General features: G+C 72.0%; 13 protein-coding genes. 8 read left to right on the forward strand and 5 right to left on the reverse strand.

Annotated features, from left to right (window positions below; translation table 11 throughout):
* Window positions 1-113: 113 nt before the first annotated feature.
* Both ACFY2B_RS09275 and ACFY2B_RS09280 read left to right on the forward strand, forming a co-directional pair.
* On the forward strand, window positions 114-1256 hold the full coding sequence (locus ACFY2B_RS09275; RefSeq protein ID WP_390762530.1) for a serine hydrolase domain-containing protein: 1143 nt from the start codon (window positions 114-116) through the stop codon (window positions 1254-1256).
* A 141-nt stretch (window positions 1257-1397) separates the two neighbouring features.
* The gene (locus ACFY2B_RS09280; protein WP_390762653.1) at window positions 1398-2594 is read left to right on the forward strand and encodes a glycosyltransferase; all 1197 of its coding nucleotides are present in this window, start codon (window positions 1398-1400) and stop codon (window positions 2592-2594) included.
* 131 nt (window positions 2595-2725) lie between these two features.
* Here the strand turns inward: ACFY2B_RS09280 and ACFY2B_RS09285 are convergent, their stop codons facing one another.
* Together ACFY2B_RS09285 and pepN are read right to left on the reverse strand one after the other, a co-directional pair.
* Window positions 2726-3766 carry a hypothetical protein gene (locus ACFY2B_RS09285; protein WP_390762531.1) on the reverse strand — a complete coding sequence of 347 codons (1041 nt, stop codon included), beginning with the start codon at window positions 3764-3766 and terminating at the stop codon, window positions 2726-2728.
* 178 nt (window positions 3767-3944) lie between these two features.
* Window positions 3945-6539: an aminopeptidase N gene (gene pepN, locus ACFY2B_RS09290; RefSeq protein ID WP_390762532.1), complete on the reverse strand. Its 2595-nt coding sequence runs from the start codon at window positions 6537-6539 to the stop codon at window positions 3945-3947.
* Between the two features lie 151 nt (window positions 6540-6690).
* On the opposite strand from pepN, the gene ACFY2B_RS09295 reads away from it, so the two are divergent.
* Complete coding sequence (locus tag ACFY2B_RS09295) at window positions 6691-7335, forward strand: DsbA family protein (RefSeq protein ID WP_390762533.1); 645 nt, start codon at window positions 6691-6693, stop codon at window positions 7333-7335.
* Between the two features lie 183 nt (window positions 7336-7518).
* Here the strand turns inward: ACFY2B_RS09295 and ACFY2B_RS09300 are convergent, their stop codons facing one another.
* Window positions 7519-8160, reverse strand: a complete 642-nt coding sequence (locus ACFY2B_RS09300) for a superoxide dismutase (protein WP_390762534.1) — start codon at window positions 8158-8160, stop codon at window positions 7519-7521.
* 292 nt (window positions 8161-8452) lie between these two features.
* On the opposite strand from ACFY2B_RS09300, the gene ACFY2B_RS09305 reads away from it, so the two are divergent.
* Window positions 8453-9034 (forward strand): biotin transporter BioY, encoded by a 582-nt coding sequence (locus tag ACFY2B_RS09305; RefSeq protein WP_390762535.1) that lies wholly within the window; start codon window positions 8453-8455, stop codon window positions 9032-9034.
* A 281-nt stretch (window positions 9035-9315) separates the two neighbouring features.
* Here the strand turns inward: ACFY2B_RS09305 and ACFY2B_RS09310 are convergent, their stop codons facing one another.
* The gene (locus ACFY2B_RS09310; RefSeq protein ID WP_390762536.1) at window positions 9316-10785 is read right to left on the reverse strand and encodes an amino acid permease; all 1470 of its coding nucleotides are present in this window, start codon (window positions 10783-10785) and stop codon (window positions 9316-9318) included.
* Window positions 10786-10988: 203 nt separating this feature from the next.
* Between ACFY2B_RS09310 and ACFY2B_RS09315 the strand changes: the two genes are divergently transcribed.
* Complete coding sequence (locus tag ACFY2B_RS09315) at window positions 10989-11477, forward strand: ribose-5-phosphate isomerase (RefSeq protein ID WP_390762537.1); 489 nt, start codon at window positions 10989-10991, stop codon at window positions 11475-11477.
* Window positions 11478-11542: 65 nt separating this feature from the next.
* The gene (locus tag ACFY2B_RS09320; protein ID WP_390762538.1) at window positions 11543-12517 is read left to right on the forward strand and encodes an Fpg/Nei family DNA glycosylase; all 975 of its coding nucleotides are present in this window, start codon (window positions 11543-11545) and stop codon (window positions 12515-12517) included.
* Window positions 12518-12648: 131 nt separating this feature from the next.
* Here ACFY2B_RS09320 and ACFY2B_RS09325 read toward each other — a convergent pair whose 3' ends face one another.
* A complete protein-coding gene (locus ACFY2B_RS09325) occupies window positions 12649-13905 on the reverse strand; it encodes a GNAT family N-acetyltransferase (RefSeq protein WP_390762539.1) in 1257 nt (418 codons plus the stop codon).
* Between the two features lie 163 nt (window positions 13906-14068).
* On the opposite strand from ACFY2B_RS09325, the gene ACFY2B_RS09330 reads away from it, so the two are divergent.
* Window positions 14069-15247, forward strand: a complete 1179-nt coding sequence (locus ACFY2B_RS09330; RefSeq protein WP_390762540.1) for a PP2C family protein-serine/threonine phosphatase — start codon at window positions 14069-14071, stop codon at window positions 15245-15247.
* Between the two features lie 22 nt (window positions 15248-15269).
* On the forward strand, window positions 15270-15734 hold the full coding sequence (locus tag ACFY2B_RS09335; RefSeq protein WP_390762541.1) for an HD domain-containing protein: 465 nt from the start codon (window positions 15270-15272) through the stop codon (window positions 15732-15734).
* Window positions 15735-15796 lie beyond the last annotated feature (62 nt).

The following is a 15796-nucleotide window of genomic DNA, read 5'->3' on the forward strand; positions in this document are numbered from 1 at the left end:
GTCGAAAGGGCCGATACACGCTCAACCGGCGTACGGCTGGGCAACCTTCACCGCCACCCCGGTGTCCCTCCCCGCGACCGAGCTCGACGAGCCCAGCGAACAGGGGAAACGACATGTCCGTACGTATGGCAGTGGCGGCGGCGACGGCCGCGGTGCTCTCGATGGCACTGGCGGCGACACCGGTGCTCGCGGCCGGGCCCGCCGAGGGCGCCGACGGCCACGCGGCCACCCGCCGGGCCATGGCGGCCGCGGTCGCCGACGGGGTGCCCGGCGTCACCGCGGGCGCCCGGGACGTGCAGGGCGCCTGGTCGGCGACCGCGGGCGTCGGCGACACCCGCACCGGTGCCCCGCGTTCCGCCGCCGACCGCTACCGCGTCGGCAGCATCACCAAGACCTTCGTCTCCACCGTCCTGCTCCAGTTGGAGGCCGAGGGCAGGCTGTCGCTGGCCGACCCGGTGGAGAAATGGCTGCCCGGCGTGGTGCGCGGTCATGGCCACGACGGCCGCGCGATCACGCTCCGCATGCTCCTCAACCACACCAGCGGCATCTACAACTACACGGCCGACGAGGACTTCGGCCGCGCCTACTTCGTGAAGGACGGCTTCTTCCAGCACCGTGACGACACCCTGGCCCCGAGCGAGCTGGTGGCGATCGCGATGCGCCACGCACCGGACTTCGCGCCGGGCACGTCCTGGAACTACTCGAACACCAACTACGTTCTCGCGGGCATGATCGTCGAGCGCGTGACGGGCCGTCCGTACGCGGAGGAGATCGAGCGGCGGATCATCCGCCCGCTGAAGCTCACGGGCACCACGGTGCCGGGCACCCGGGTCACGGTCCCGCAGCCGAGCAGCCGCGCCTACTCGAAGCTGGCCCAGCCGGTGGCGGGCCCGTCGTACGACGTCACCCGGCTGAACCCGTCCATCGCGTCGTCCGCGGGCGAGATGATCTCCGACTCGGCCGACCTGATCCGCTTCTACCGGGCCCTGCTCGGCGGCCGGCTGCTGCCCGCGCGGCAGCTGAAGGAGATGAAGACCACGGTCACGGCCGAGGGCATCCCGAACACGGGCTACGGCCTCGGGCTCATGGACCGCACCCTGTCCTGCGGCGTCCACGTCTGGGGACACGACGGCGGCATCCACGGCTCCAGTTCCTCGGCGGTGACCACGGCCGACGGCCGGCACGCGCTGGCGGTCAACTTCAACGGCGACTGGGCCGGGGACATGGACGCCGTGCTGGAGGGGGAATTCTGTTAGACACCGTTTCGCCGGTGTCTTTCCGTCTTAACGCGTATGCAATGTCCGTACCGCCATATATCGGCTAACCCGCTGTTCACGGGGATGGCTTGAATCAGGTGCAAGGCGGGTGGTCGCGTGCGCGCGATGCGTGATCTGCGGGTGCTCTCGGTCTACGAGGGCTTCTTCTCCGGCGGTGCCCGGATCGTCCACAGCGATGTCCTGCTGGGACTCGTGGAGGGCGGCAGGCAGCACCACCAGGTGCTGAGCATCCATGGCGAGGTCTACCGGGAGGCGACCCGGCAGCGCATGGAGGACGACGCCTGCTATCGCGCGCTCACGGCCGGCGCGGTGCCGGTCACCTCGCTCGGCCGGAGCGCGGGCCTGGTCGACGGCACCGTCGCGGCGCAGGCGTTCAGCGGGCCCGAGCTGGCCGCGACAGCCCGGGCGATGGCGGGCGCGGACGTCATCCTCTCCCTGAAGGAGCAGCCGCTGGCCCTGCTCAACCAGGCGGGGCTGCCGCGCCGCCCGGTGGTGGTGTGCCTGCACCGCTCGGACCCGGAGAACCAGGGACCGGCGCTGGACGAGCTGAAGACGGCCATCGCGGACGGCACGGTCGTGGCGTGCGTGTGCTGCGCCGAGTCGACCCGCGACGCGTATCTGGCCGCCGGGATCCCGGCGGCACTGCTGCACGTCATCCCGAACGGGGTGGACCTGCTGCGGTTCCGGCCGGACGCGGAGGCACGGCAGCGGGTGCGCAGCGCGCTCGGGATCCCGGCCGCGGCGCCGGTGGTCGTCTTCGCCGCGCGCTACGCCGCGATGAAGAACGTCCCGCTGCTGCTGCGCGCGGCCCGGCTCTGGCTGGGCCGCGAGGGCGGCGGGCACGTGCTGATGTGCGGGGCGGGCATGACCGCGCAAAACCCGGCCCTGTGGGCGGACATCGAGGTCGCCTTCGGCGCCGAGCGGGCGCTCGCGGAGCGGGTGCACCTGCTCGGCGTGCGGGGGGACATGGCGGCGGTCCACGCCGCCGCCGACGTCGTGGCGCTCACCTCGTCGGCGGGGGAGGCCGCGCCGCTCAGTCTGATCGAGGGCATGATGTGCGGGGCCGTGCCGGTGACCACCGACGTCGGCGACAGCGCGGCCATCGCGGCCGGGCACGGCTTCGTCACCCCGCCGGACCCGGGAGCCGTGGCCCTGGCCTGGGCCGGCGCGGTCGCCGGCCGTGCCGACCTCGTCCCTGCCCTGGTCCACAGCCGGGAGCGGTTCAGCCGCACCCGGATGATCGCGGCGTACGCGACCCTGCTCGACCGGGTGACCCGCCCCGCCTCCCGCCACGAGGAACCACAGCAGTCGCCCTGACCCGCGCCGCCGGTACCCGTACGACCCGTACCCGTGCGGCCGGGCTCGGCCCGCGGCCCGGCCCTCGGTCCCGGCCCGGCCCCGATCGCCGGCCCGGTCCCGGGCCCCGTTCCGGTCGTCCCTGAGCGGCACTACCGCGGCAGGACCACGACGCACGCGGCCGGGTCGCGGTCGCCGGAGGCCATCAGGGCCGTGCGGACCACCGTCGCCTGCTGCTCCAGCGACTCCCGGAGCTTCCTGGGGGAGATGTGCACGACGGTGATGCCCAGGCGCTCCAGGTGCTCGCGCTTGCGCGCGTACTCCGACCAGAGGGCGTCCTCGTCCTGGCGCGGGGCCCGGGTGTCCAGCTCCACCGCCACCGCCTGGTCCGGCCAGTACGCGTCCAGGCCGCCGAGGTGCGGGCCGCCCGGCAGCCGCAGGTCCACGTTCCACACCGGGTCCGGCAGGCCGTACTCCCGCACCATCCGGTACAGGCGGTCCTCCGCGAGCGCCCGGCCCTCGGCCACCAGGGAGTCCACCGCGTCCACCACGTGCGGCCGGGAGAGCAGCCTGGCCTGGTTCAGTTCCCGTACCACCGCGGTCGGTTCGCAGTGGCCGGCCCGGACCGCCTCGGACAGCAGCACGCGCACCGTGGCCGCGTCCGAGAGGTCCGCCACGGCGTCCGCCACGGCCCGCGGCACCGGCGCCACCGGCACGCCGGACACCTGCCGCGCAGCGGGCAGGACCGGTGTGCGGACGATGCGGACCAGGCCCGTCGAGCGCAGCCGGCGTGCCCGCGGGACCAGCACGTCGATGCGGTCCAGGGAGGACAGCGGCGGCGCCGCGGCGAAGCCGTGCAGGCTCAGCGCGGCCGGGCCGGTGACCATCACCTCCGGGTACCGGGACGCGGGCGACTCGGGGGGCCTGGGCTGTGGCGGCACGGCGGCGCCCGCCGGGACGCGCGCCGCGTACAGCAGCACGGCGTGCAACCGCTCCTCGCCGGTCGGCGGCCCGGCGTGGAGCAGGACCACGCCCGGCAGGAGTTGCTGCCAGGGGCCGCCGGGGCGGCACCGCTCGTTCAGGTCGGCCGTCGAGACACCGTGCTTGCGCAGCCGGGCCACGGTCAGCACCCGGTGGTGGACGTCGCTGAGGTGGTGGAGGGGACGCGGGGAGAGCGGGGTGTTGTGGTTCATGACCTCCGGATTCCCGCGGCCGGCCGGCCCTTTAACCGCTGTTACACACCCGTCGACAAATACGGACAAGGCAGCACTAAAGGACGAATGTTCGGATGCCGAGTAGCGATCGAAAACCCCTGGTCCGTTCGGGTGCGGACCAGGGGTTACGGCTCCTATTGACCGAATTCCGTAACGGTCACGGACGGGCCGAGCCTTGGCCAGAGGCGGCGGCGTCGCAGGACTGCCCGCGCAGCGAGCGTGCCAGGTCGTCCCGCGCCTCCAGCACCAGCCTGCGCAGCGCGGGAGCCGACTCCCGGTGCGCCTCCAGCCACGCGTCCGTCGCCGCCAGCGTCTCCGGCGAGTCCTGGTAGGCCGGGAACAGCCCCCTGACCACGTCCATGCCGATCTGGATCGACCGCTCCCGCCACACCCGCTCGATCGCCGCGAAGTACTTCTCGGTGTACGGAGCCGCAAGCTCCCGCTGCGCGGGCTGCGCGAACCCGGCGATCGTCGCCCCGACCAGCGCGTTGGACAGCGCGTCGGACTCCACCACCTGCGCCCACGCCTGCGCCTTGACCGCGGCCGAGGGGCGGGCGGCCAGACAGCGGACGTGGTGCCGCTTGCCGGACGCGGTGTCGTCGCGGGCCAGCTCCGCCGCGAGCACGGCTTCGTCGGCCGCCCCGTGGACCGCGAGCGGCTCCAGGAACGCCCAGCGCAGTTCCTGGTCCACCGCCAGCCCGTCGACCACGGCCGTGCCGTCCAGCAGCTCCCGCAGCAGCGTGAGGTGCGGCTCGCCGGACGCCACCGTCGCGAAGAACCGGGCCCAGGCCAGCTGGTGCTCGCTGCCCGGCGCGGCCCGCCGCAGCTCGTCGAGGGCCCGGTCGGCGACCAGCCGCTCACCGGTCGCCCGCCACTTGGGCGCCGCGTAGTGCACCAGCGCCGAGTTCGTCCACGCGTGCAGCATCTGCACGACGCCAATCTCGCTCTCGCGGCCCGCGAAGCGCAGCACCAGCTCGACGAAGTCCCGGGTCGGCAGCAGCCCGTCCCGGGTCAGGTTCCACAGCGCCGACCAGCACTGGGCGCGGGCCAGGGGGTCGGTCAGCGCGCCCAGGTGGTCCCGGAGGGTGGCCAGGGACGTGGCGTCCAGCCGCATCTTGCAGTACGTCAGGTCGTCGTCGTTGACCAGGACCAGCTCCGGGGCCGCGGCACCGGCCAGCTCCGGCACGACCGTGCGCGGGCCGTCGACGTCGGTCTCCACGCGCGCGTACCGCTCCAGGTCCCCGGCCGGACCGCGCCGGTACAGGCCCACCGCCACCCGGTGCGGACGCAGCTGCGGATGCGTCTCGGGCGCCTCCTGGAGCACGGCCAGCTCGCTCACCCGGCCCTCGGCGTCCAGCAGGACCTGCGGGGTCAGCGAGTTCACCCCGGCCGTCTGCAACCAGGACCGCGCCCAGACCGCCATGTCCCGGCCGCTGGTCTCCTCCAGTACCGACAGCAGGTCACCGAGCCGGGTGTTGCCGTACGCGTTCCGCTTGAAGTAGCGCCGGGCCCCCTCCAGGAAGGCGTCCTGCCCGACGTACGCGACGAGCTGCTTCAGCACCGACGCGCCCTTGGCGTAGGTGATGCCGTCGAAGTTGAGCTTGGCGTCCTGGAGGTCGCGGATGTCCGCCGTGACCGGGTGCGTGGAGGGCAACTGGTCCGCGCGGTACGCCCAGGCCTTGCGGCGGTTGGCGAAGGTGATCCAGGCGTTCTCGAACCGGGTCGCGCCCGCGTTCGCGAACGCGCCCATGAAGTCCGCGAAGGACTCCTTGAGCCACAGGTCGTCCCACCACTCCATGGTGACCAGGTCGCCGAACCACATGTGCGCCATCTCGTGCAGCAGGGTGTTGGCGCGGCCCTCGTAGGACGCCTGCGTCACCTTGCCGCGGAAGACGTACTCCTCGCGGAAGGTCACCAGGCCCGGGTTCTCCATCGCGCCCAGGTTGTACTCCGGGACGAACGCCTGGTCGTACTTCCCGAACGGGTACGGGTAGTCGAAGTGGTCGTGGAAGAAGTCCAGCCCCTGCTTGGTGATCAGGAAGACGTCGTCCGCGTCGAAGTGCGGGGCGAGGCCCTTGCGGCACATCGCGCCCAGCGGGATCCGCAGCCGCGTGCCGTCCTCGAAGGTCCGCTCGTAGGAGTCGGTCACATAGTGGTACGGGCCCGCCACCACGCAGGTGATGTACGTCGAGATCGGCTTGGTCTCGGCGAACCGCCACACTCCTTCGACGAGTTCGCCGGCGCCGTTGCTCCACGCCGTCCAGCCCTCCGGCGCCCGCACCTCGAAGCGGTAGGGGGCCTTGAGGTCCGGCTGTTCGAAGTTGGCGAAGACCCGGCGGGCGTCGGCCGGCTCGTACTGGGTGTACAGGTACACCTCGCTGTCCTCCGGGTCGACGAAGCGGTGCAGGCCCTCGCCGGTGCGGGAGTAGGCGCAGAGCGCGTCCACCACCAGCTCGTTCTCGGCGGCCAGGTCCTCCAGCGCGATCCTGGAGCCGTCGAAGACCTCGCCGGGGTCGAGGTCCCGGCCGTTGAGCGAGAGCGCGGTCACGGCCGGCGCGATCAGGTCCGCGAAGCTGGACGCGCCGGGCTCGTTGCAGCGGAAGCGGATCGTGGTGACCGAGCGGAAGGTGCGGGGCGCGCCGTCCCCGTCGCCGACGGCCGACCGCAGGTCCAGGGACACCTCGTACCCGTCGACGGACAGCAGGGCGGCCCGCTCGCGGGCCTCGTCGCGGGACAGATTCTCACCGGGCACGGACGGCACTCCCTCGTTGTGGTGGTATGGCATGGTTCGGCTGGGGTTCAACAGCACCGATCCTCCCATGTGCCCCTGACGGGGGTCAGCAGGGGAATGACGGAACGACCGGACGCGTTCCCCGGGGAAAGGCGTATCCCCGAGGAGTGACATGTCTGAGAAGACCCCCGTCGACTTCTGGTTCGACCCCCTGTGCCCCTGGGCCTGGATGACCTCCCGATGGGTGCTGGAGGTGGCGAAGCTGCGGGACATCGAGGTCCGCTGGCATGTGATGAGCCTCGCCGTGCTGAACGAGAACAAGCTCGACACCCTGCCCGAGGAGTACGCCGAGAACATGCGCCCCGGCGGCAAGTCCTGGGGCCCGGTCCGGGTGGCCGTCGCCGCTCAGCAGCTGCACGGCGACGAGGCGGTCGGCAAGCTGTACACCGCGCTCGGCACCCGCTTCCACAACGAGGGCCTCGGGGTGAATCCCGAGAGCATCGCCGCCGCGCTCGCGGACGCGGGCCTGCCCGCCGAGCTGATCGGGTACGCGGACAAGGACACCTACGACACCGAGCTGCGCGCCTCCCACAAGGAGGGCATCGACAAGGTCGGCCAGGAGGTCGGCACCCCGGTGATCGCCGTGCCCGGTCCCGACGGCGAGGAGATCGCCTTCTTCGGTCCCGTGGTGACGCCCGCCCCCAAGGGCGAGGAGGCCCTGCGGCTGTGGGACGGCACCCTCGCCGTGGCCTCCGTGCCCGGCTTCTACGAGATCAAGCGGACCCGTACCAAGGGCCCCGACTTCAGCAACCTCTGAGTTCCGTCGGCATCCTCTGAGTTCCGTCGGCACCCCGTGAGTTCTCGGCGCGTCCCGTGCCCGGCGCGCCCGCTGAACAGCACCGGCCCCGCGAGTCACGTCCTCGCGGGGCCGGTCCCTTTCTCCGCCCGCCGCGTGAAGGGTGAGAAGACGATCACGAGGCAGGACGATCGGGGCACGCCGTCAGGGCGCCAGCAGCAGCACCCCGGCGCGGGACTTGGCGGCCTCGTAGCGCCGGGCCACGTCCTGCCAGTTGACGACCGCCCACATGGCGTCGATGAAGTCCACCTTCTGGTTCTTGTACTGAAGGTAGAAGGCGTGCTCCCAGGCGTCGAAGACCAGGATCGGGGTCGCGCCCTGGCCCACGTTGCCCTGGTGGTCGTAGACCTGCTCGACGACCAGGCGGCCGCTGAGCGGCTCGTACGCCAGCACGCCCCAGCCCGATCCCTGGGTGGTGGCCGCGGCCTTGGTCAGCTGGGCCTTGAAACCGGCGAACGAGCCGAACGACTCGGTGAGCGCGTCCGCCAGCCCGCCCACACCGTCCGCGGCCAGCGGTTCGCCGCCGCCGTCACCGGTCATGTTGTGCCAGTAGATCGAGTGCAGGATGTGTCCGGAGAGGTGGAAGGCCAGGTTCTTCTCCAGGCCGTTCAGCGAACCCCACTGCTCCTTGTCGCGCGCCTCGGCCAGCTGCTCCAGCGTGTCGTTGGCGCCCTTCACATAGGCCGCGTGGTGCTTGTCGTGGTGCAGCTCGATGATCTCGGGGCTGATCACCGGGGCGAGCGCGGAGTAGTCGTAGGGCAGTTCAGGAAGCGTGTAGACGGGCATGGGTGGTCCCCTCCGAACCTCTTATTGCAAAGGGCTTGCAACTACACGCTAGCAACAAAAAGCTCTCCGCGGGTGCAGGGGAAGAGGCGGTGCCCGTGGCACCGGGCGGTGGCGTGAGCCAGGTATCGCGCCCTCCGTGACCGTTGTCACCTCGCACGGGGTGTAATCGGCGCCCTTTGTATGGAGCCGACCAGCCCGCCGTTTCAGCCTTTGTCGAGCACTGACGGTGAACGTCCCGACCAGGCGGTATAGCGTCACGGTGTCCCAGCCTGCCCACACCCGCGGAGTCCTCATGAGCACCGCCACCGCCGGCGCCCGTTCCGGTGCCGTCCTCGCCGACCTCCTGCCCGCCTCCCGTGTGCGCGATGTCGCCCTCGTGCTCGGTGGAGCCGCGCTCACCGGCCTGGCGGCCCAGCTCTCGGTGCCCGTGCCGGGCTCCCCGGTCCCGGTGACCGGGCAGACCTTCGCCGCCCTGCTCGTCGGCACCACGCTCGGGGCCGGCCGCGGCTTCCTCTCCCTCGCGCTCTACGCGATCGCGGGCATGGCGGGCGTGCCGTGGTTCGCGGGCGGCGGCGCGGGCACGGCGGCCCCGTCCCTCGGCTACGTCTTCGGCATGCTGCTGGCCGCCTCCGTGGTGGGCGCGCTGGCCCGCCGCGGTGCCGACCGCTCGATGCTGCGCACCGCGGGCACGATGATCCTGGGCGAGGCGATCATCTACGCCATCGGCGTCCCCTACCTGGCCGTGGCCACCGGCATGTCCGCCTCCGCCGCGATCGCCGCCGGCCTCACGCCGTTCCTGATCGGCGACGCCCTGAAGGCCGCGCTGGCCATGGGCCTGCTGCCCACCGCCTGGAAGCTCGTCGACAAGCGCTGACCGCGGCGCCGCGCCGGGACCCCGCCCGCACGGAGGCGGCGAGCGGCGCCGGCCGCACACCGGCCGACGGCAGAGGCTCGCCGGGCGATCGATACCGCGCCCGGCGAGCCTCTGCCGTGTCCCGGCGTCTCCGCCGCCTGTCGCCGTTCGGCCTTGTGCCTCCCGGCCTTTTGCTTCCTGGCCTCCGGGCCGCTCGGCCCAGCGGCGTGCCGCGCCGCGAAACCGCGCCACGACATCCGGGCCGGTCGACCGACACCCGGGCCGGTCGGCCGACACCGGGCTCAGCCGACCGGCACCCGGTCCTGCTCGCTCTGCTCGGTCGCGTCCTGGCCGCTGCCCGCGAGCCGCTGCCGCACCACCGCGATGACCACCACGACCGCCGCGACCAGCAGCGACAGCAGGACGGTCGTCCGGCCACTGCTCTCGCCCTCGGTGTCGGTGAGCATGTAGCCGAGCACGAACACGATCAGCGCGGCGGTGGCCCAGGTCAGATACGGGTACAGCCACATCTTCACGACCAGCTTCTCCGGCGCCTCACGCTGGATGATCTTCCGCATCCGCAGCTGCGAGAAGCAGATCACCAGCCAGACGAACAGGGCCACCGCGCCACTGGAGTTGACCAGGAAGAGGAAGACCGAGTCCGGGAACCGGTAGTTGAAGAAGACGGCGACGAAGCCGAACACCACCGACGCGACGATCGCCGCCATCGGCACGCCCCGGGACGTGGTCCGCGCGAACGCCTTCGGCGCGTCACCGCGCTGGCCCAGCGAGAAGGCCATCCGGGAGGCCGTGTACAGGCCCGAGTTGAGACACGACAGCACCGAGGTCAGCACGATGAAGTTCATGATCTGACCGGCGTGCGGGATGCCGAGCGAGCCGAGGGCGGCGACGTACGAGCCGTCCTTCTGGATCGCGGGGTCGTCCCACGGCACCAGGGAGACGACGATGAGGATCGAGCCCAGGTAGAAGACGCCGATCCGCCAGATGATGCTGTTGGTCGACTTGGTGACGGCCCGCCGCGGGTCCTCCGACTCGCCCGCGGCCAGCGTCGCGATTTCGCTGCCCATGAAGGAGAACACCACGAGCAGTACCCCGGTGAGGATGGTGCCGGGACCGTTGGGCAGGAAACCGCCGTGGCCGGTGAGGTTGCTGAAGCTCGCCTGGTCGCTGTCCACACCGGGCAGCACGCCGAGGACGGCCAGCAGCCCGATCACGATGAACGCGCCGATCGCCACGACCTTGATCCCGGCGAACCAGAACTCGAACTCACCGTAGGAGCCGACCGAGACCAGGTTGGTCGCGGTGAGCACGACCATCACGATCAGCGCCCAGCCCCACTGCGGGACCGCGGGGATCCAGCTTTCCAGGATCTTGGCCCCGGCGGTGGCCTCCACGGCCAGTACGACGACCCAGAAGAACCAGTACAGCCAGCCGATGGAGAAACCGGCCCAGCGGCCGAGCGCCCGGTCGGCGTGCGCGGAGAAGGAACCGGAGGCGGGGTTGGCGGCGGACATCTCACCGAGCATCCGCATCACGAGGACGACGAGTGTGCCGACGAGGGCGTACGACAGGAGGATGCCGGGTCCGGCGGTGGCGATTCCGGAACTGGATCCGACGAACAGGCCGGCTCCGATGACGCCGCCGATGGCGATCATCGAAAGATGGCGGTTTTTGAGTCCTGCCTGGAGCCCGGCGCCGGAATTTCCGGTGTCAGGATCTCCAGGAGCGGGGTGGGGCGGCTGCGAAGTCATGGGGGATTCCTTTGCGCCGGGTGAGGGTTCTCCCGTACCGGGGTGTACGAGCCGGTCCAGTGAATCGGAGGTGAACGGAATCAGCAGCCGTCGAATCCAAATTGTTACTTGAGGTTTCCTTGAGGTTCTATGGATTTACCTGCCTTTTTCTTTCTCGGAGCCCGAAGCTGCCGCCTGGTCGTGCCCGTGTCACACTGCTTGCCATGCGCGTGTATCTCGGCTCGGACCATGCGGGCTTCGAACTCAAGAATCACCTCGTCGAATGGCTGAAGGAGGCCGGTCACGAGCCCGTCGACTGCGGCCCCCACATCTACGACGCCCAGGACGACTACCCGCCGTTCTGCCTCCGCGCCGCGCAGCGGACGGCGGCGGACCCCGACGCCCTCGGCATCGTGATCGGCGGCTCCGGAAACGGCGAGCAGATCGCGGCGAACAAGGTCAAGGGTGTCCGCGCGGCCCTCGCCTGGAGCGAGGAGACCGCCACCCTGGGCCGGCAGCACAACAACGCCAACGTCGTGGCCGTGGGTGCGCGCATGCACTCGACGGAGGAGGCGACGAGGTTCGTCGAGACCTTCCTCGGCACCCCGTTCTCCGGCGACGAGCGGCACATCCGTCGTATCGACATGCTGTCGGACTACGAGACGACGGGCGCCCTGCCCCCGATCCCGGCCCACCACCCGCAGCAGGACTGAGGTACCGGTACCGACCGAGGCACTCCCCGGGCACCGGTCCGGGCGAGGGGAGAGGACGCCGCACCGTGCCGGAAGGGCACACGATCCACCGGCTGGCACAGGACATCGCTGGCCGCTTCGGTGGCCGGCCCGCGCGGGTGAGCAGCCCCCAGGGCAAGTTCTCCGACGCCGCCGCCCTGCTCAGCGGGGCGGAGCTGCACCGTACGGAAGCCCACGGAAAGCACCTTTTCCTGGGCTTCCGCGCGCTTGGCGGCACCGCGGATCCCGGGACCGCCGAGCCCCCGTGGGACACCCCGCCCCGGCAGCAGCCCGCGGACACCACCGGGCACATCGACGACACTCATGACGCCGCTGACGCCGCTGACGCCCATGACGCCGATGGAGCCGAGGACACCGAGGACGCCGAAGCCACCGCCTGGGTCCACATCCACCTGGGTCTCTTCGGCAAGGTGACCTTCGGCGGCGCCCCGGCCCCGCCGCCCACCGACACGGTCCGCCTCCGCCTCGTGGGCCCCACCGCCTACGTCGACCTGCGCGGCCCCACCACCTGCGCCCTGATCGCCGACGCCGAGAAACGGGCGATACACGCGCGCCTCGGCCCGGACCCGCTGCGCGACGACCCCGACCCGGCCACCGCCTACGCCCGCATCCGGCGCAGCCGTACCCCGATCGCCGCGCTCCTCATGGACCAGAAGGTCATCGCCGGCGTCGGCAACGTCTACCGCGCCGAAGTCCTCTTCCGGCACGGCATCGACCCCTACCGCGCGGGCCGCGACCTCACCCCCGCCGAGTGGGACGCGATCTGGGCCGACCTCGCCGCGCTGATGCGGGAGGGCGTCCGGCACAACCGCATCGACACCGTCCGCCCCGAGCACACCCCCGAGGCCATGGGCCGGCCGCCGCGCGTCGACGACCACGGCGGCGAGGTGTACGTCTACCGCCGCGCCGACCTGCCCTGCCACATCTGCGGCACTCCGGTCCGCACGGCCGGTCTCGCCGCCCGCAACCTCTTCTGGTGCCCCACCTGCCAGCGGACCTGACCCCGCCGCCGCGCACCCGGCGAACCCCCGTCACCGCGCACCCGGGCGACCCCCTCGCCGCCGCGCACCCCGGCCCGCCCGGCGGCGCTCGCGCTCCCCGGGGACCACTGGGCGGCGAACCCCCGGGACCCCTAGAACCCGTGCGGCAGCCACGGCGCGACCGGCGAGCCGAACGCCACCGACGCCTCCGTCAGCGCCCCCACCCGCAGCTCGCGCACCCGCCCCGCCGCCGCCAGCGACGACAGCGACACACCGCCCAGATACGCGGCCCCCAACTCCCGCACCGACAGCACCAGGTCGGCCGCGTCCTCGGTACGCGCGCACGAGGCGCCCTTCGCGTACCCGGTCAGCCGCCAACGCCCCGCGTTCCACGGGCAGAAGGCGTCCTCCACCTCGAACACGGTGTCCACCGGCGCCTGGTACGTCCGCGCCTCCAGCGCCGCGCCGACCTCCACGAGCCGTACGTACAACGAGTCCCGCAGCGTGATCCGGCAGCGGCGGACGTCCGACACCAACTGCTGCCAGCCTTCGTCCAGCGGACGCCCCCGCGCGACGAGCGTCGAGGTCAGATCGATGTCGAACAGGAACCGCCACACCGCCGCGTGCGCGGCCGGGTCCAGCGTCTCCAGGTCCTCCAGCACCACCGTGCCCTTCGGCCCGGCCTGGTCCCAGTCCGGCTTGACCCGGAACCGCGTGTAGCCGACCGTTTCCCCGTCCCGCTCGGCCACCACGCACTGCAACGGCGAGGCGCCGTCCCGGTCGCCCTCCGGGTCGAGCAGCGCGACCCGCTCCCACCCCGGCAGCCGCGCGATCATCCCGGGGCGCAGCGGCACCTGCCGGGCGTACAGCGCCTCGCACGCGTCGAGCACATCGGCCGGCGCGGCGTACCTGAGCCGTACGTCGTCGGTGCCGGGCGGCAGCGCGAGCCGCACCCGGCTGGTGTCGATCTCGGCGCCCGCGTGGAACGTCCCCGCGCCGTACCCGAACCGTCCGTAGATGTCCGGTTCCGACGCGGTCAGCACGGCCAGCGGCCAGCCCCAGGACCGTACGTCGTCCAGTTGCCGCCGCATCATCGACGTGAGCACCCCGCGCCGCCGATGGGTGGCGGCCACACTGACCATGGTGATGCCGGCGGCCCGCACCGGCGCCCCGCCGGGCACGGTCAGCCGGAAGGCGAACGCCCCGGCCGTCCCCACGCACGCGTCCCCGTCCCAGGCGCCGACGGCACGGTCCGGTTCGATCAGCTCCAGGGACAGCTGCCGTTCCTCGGCCGATTCCGGCACACCACCGAAGGCGCGGATCAGATTGTCGTACCACTCGTCCAGCTCATCGGGCCGCACCGTCCGCAGCTCGATCCCGTGGTCGTTCCGTGCAAGGTCAGTCGCCATGGGACCATGCGTATCAGCGCATTGCGGGGCAAGCGAACGAATTTCCGCCAGGTGGCAGCGCGATGGCGTTCCGTGAAGTTCACTGTGAAGTTGAGCCTCGGACGGGGGACAAGTGGGACCTCCCGTGCCAAGCGACTGCTCCGATGGATAGGGTCCCGAACTAATGGCAGCAGGACGAGAGCGGCGCGGGAAGGCGGAGACCTTCACGGCCCGGTTGCGGATGCAGTGGCACCGGGCTCGCGTCGGCGTGCGCCGAAGCGCCGTGGACTACTTCCGCGGTGACGGGTCGGACTGGATCGCGCTGGTCGGACTGCTGCTGACCGTACCCGTGCTGGCGGCCATGACGCTCGCGAACTCGGTGTGGTTCGCGCCGGGCGCCCTGGTGCTCCCGATCATCGCGGGCGGGCTGCTGCTGCGTCCGGCGAGCCTGCTCGGCCTGTACGCGGCGGCGGCCACGGCGCTGATCGTGGAGTCGGTGCAGCTCGGGCCGTACACCGAGGGCCCGTCCCGGGTCACCCCCGGCGTGGTCCTGGTGGTCGCGGCCTGCGGTTTCTTCGGGCTGCTCACCGCCCAGTTCCGCAGCCGGGTGGGCGTGCCCTGGCGGCGCGGCGGCACCATGCTGTTCGACCTGCGCGAGCGGATCCGGGTCCAGAGCAAACTGCCGAAGCTGCCGCAGGGCTGGCACCGGGAGATGGCGCTGCGGCCCGCGGGCGGCCAGTCCTTCTCCGGTGACTTCGTGGTCGCGGCCCGTACGAACGGCGGGCGCACCCTGGAGGTCGTGCTCACCGACGTGTCCGGCAAGGGCATGGACGCGGGGTCCCGCGCGCTGCTGCTGTCCGGGGCCTTCGGCGGCCTGCTGGGCTCGCTGCCCCCGCACGCCTTCCTCCCGGCCGCCAACGGCTATCTGCTCCGCCAGGACTGGGACGAGGGCTTTGCCACCTCGATCCATCTGGTCCTGGACCTCGATTCCGGGGACTACGAGCTGTACTCCGCCGGTCATCCGCCGGGCCTCCAGCTCAGCGCGGGCACCGGACGCTGGGAGGAGAAGGCCGCGGAGGGACCGCTGCTCGGCGTGTACGACGGTGCCCAGTTCGACCCCACGAAGGGCTCGCTGCGCCCCGGGGACGTGCTGATGCTGTTCACGGACGGTCTGGTCGAGACGTCCGACCGGGACATCGTCGAGGGCATGGACCGCCTCACCGGCGAGGCCGACCGCTATGTCGCGGGCGGCTTCCACGGGGCCGCCTGGCACCTGATCGAGGCGGTGGCCAAGGACGTCAACGACGACCGCGCCCTGCTGCTGATCTGCCGGGAGGGCCCATCGGCCCCCCTGCCCCGCTGACCCGCCGGGAAAGGCAGGAGCCATGACCGAACCGCAGCCCACGCTCACCCCGGCCGAGGTGGAGGCCATCGCCCGGGCCGCCCACGCGGGCCAGACGGACAAGGCGGGACGGCCCTACGCCGAGCACCTGGAGGCTGTCGCGGAGGGCGTACGGGCCCGCGGCGGCGACCCCGACCAGATCGCGGCGGCCTGGCTGCACGACGCCGTCGAGGACGCCGCGCTGACCCGCGAGTGGCTGGCGGGCGCCGCGCTCAGCGCACGCACCAAGGCCATCGTGCTGGCCGTCACCAAGCGCCCCGGCGAGGAACCGGAGGCGTACGCACGCCGCATCCTCGACACCCCGGGCGCCCTACTGGTGAAGGAGGCGGACCTGTCCCACAACACGACCCGGGCCCGCCTGGCCGCCCTGGACACCCCCACCAGAACCCGCCTGACCCAAAAGTACAAAAAAATGCACGAACTCCTGGGCCTACCGCCCCTCTTTTAGGGGCGTGGGGAACTGCGCGCTCAGCCACGACGCTCCCGAAGGCCGAACGACGGCGCGTGGCG

The organism is Streptomyces sp. NPDC001270 (assembly GCF_042896695.1).
Lineage (GTDB): Bacteria > Actinomycetota > Actinomycetes > Streptomycetales > Streptomycetaceae > Streptomyces.

Coding starts and splice junctions, on each gene's coding strand:
- ACFY2B_RS09285 (WP_390762531.1), bottom strand. CDS start 3,766: ATGAACCACAACACCCCGCTCTCCCCGCGTCCCCTCCACCACCTCAGC.
- ACFY2B_RS09275 (WP_390762530.1), top strand. CDS start 114: ATGTCCGTACGTATGGCAGTGGCGGCGGCGACGGCCGCGGTGCTCTCG.
- ACFY2B_RS09310 (WP_390762536.1), bottom strand. CDS start 10,785: ATGACTTCGCAGCCGCCCCACCCCGCTCCTGGAGATCCTGACACCGGA.
- ACFY2B_RS09330 (WP_390762540.1), top strand. CDS start 14,069: ATGGCAGCAGGACGAGAGCGGCGCGGGAAGGCGGAGACCTTCACGGCC.
- ACFY2B_RS09335 (WP_390762541.1), top strand. CDS start 15,270: ATGACCGAACCGCAGCCCACGCTCACCCCGGCCGAGGTGGAGGCCATC.
- ACFY2B_RS09300 (WP_390762534.1), bottom strand. CDS start 8,160: ATGCCCGTCTACACGCTTCCTGAACTGCCCTACGACTACTCCGCGCTC.
- ACFY2B_RS09295 (WP_390762533.1), top strand. CDS start 6,691: ATGTCTGAGAAGACCCCCGTCGACTTCTGGTTCGACCCCCTGTGCCCC.
- ACFY2B_RS09305 (WP_390762535.1), top strand. CDS start 8,453: ATGAGCACCGCCACCGCCGGCGCCCGTTCCGGTGCCGTCCTCGCCGAC.
- ACFY2B_RS09325 (WP_390762539.1), bottom strand. CDS start 13,905: ATGGCGACTGACCTTGCACGGAACGACCACGGGATCGAGCTGCGGACG.
- ACFY2B_RS09315 (WP_390762537.1), top strand. CDS start 10,989: ATGCGCGTGTATCTCGGCTCGGACCATGCGGGCTTCGAACTCAAGAAT.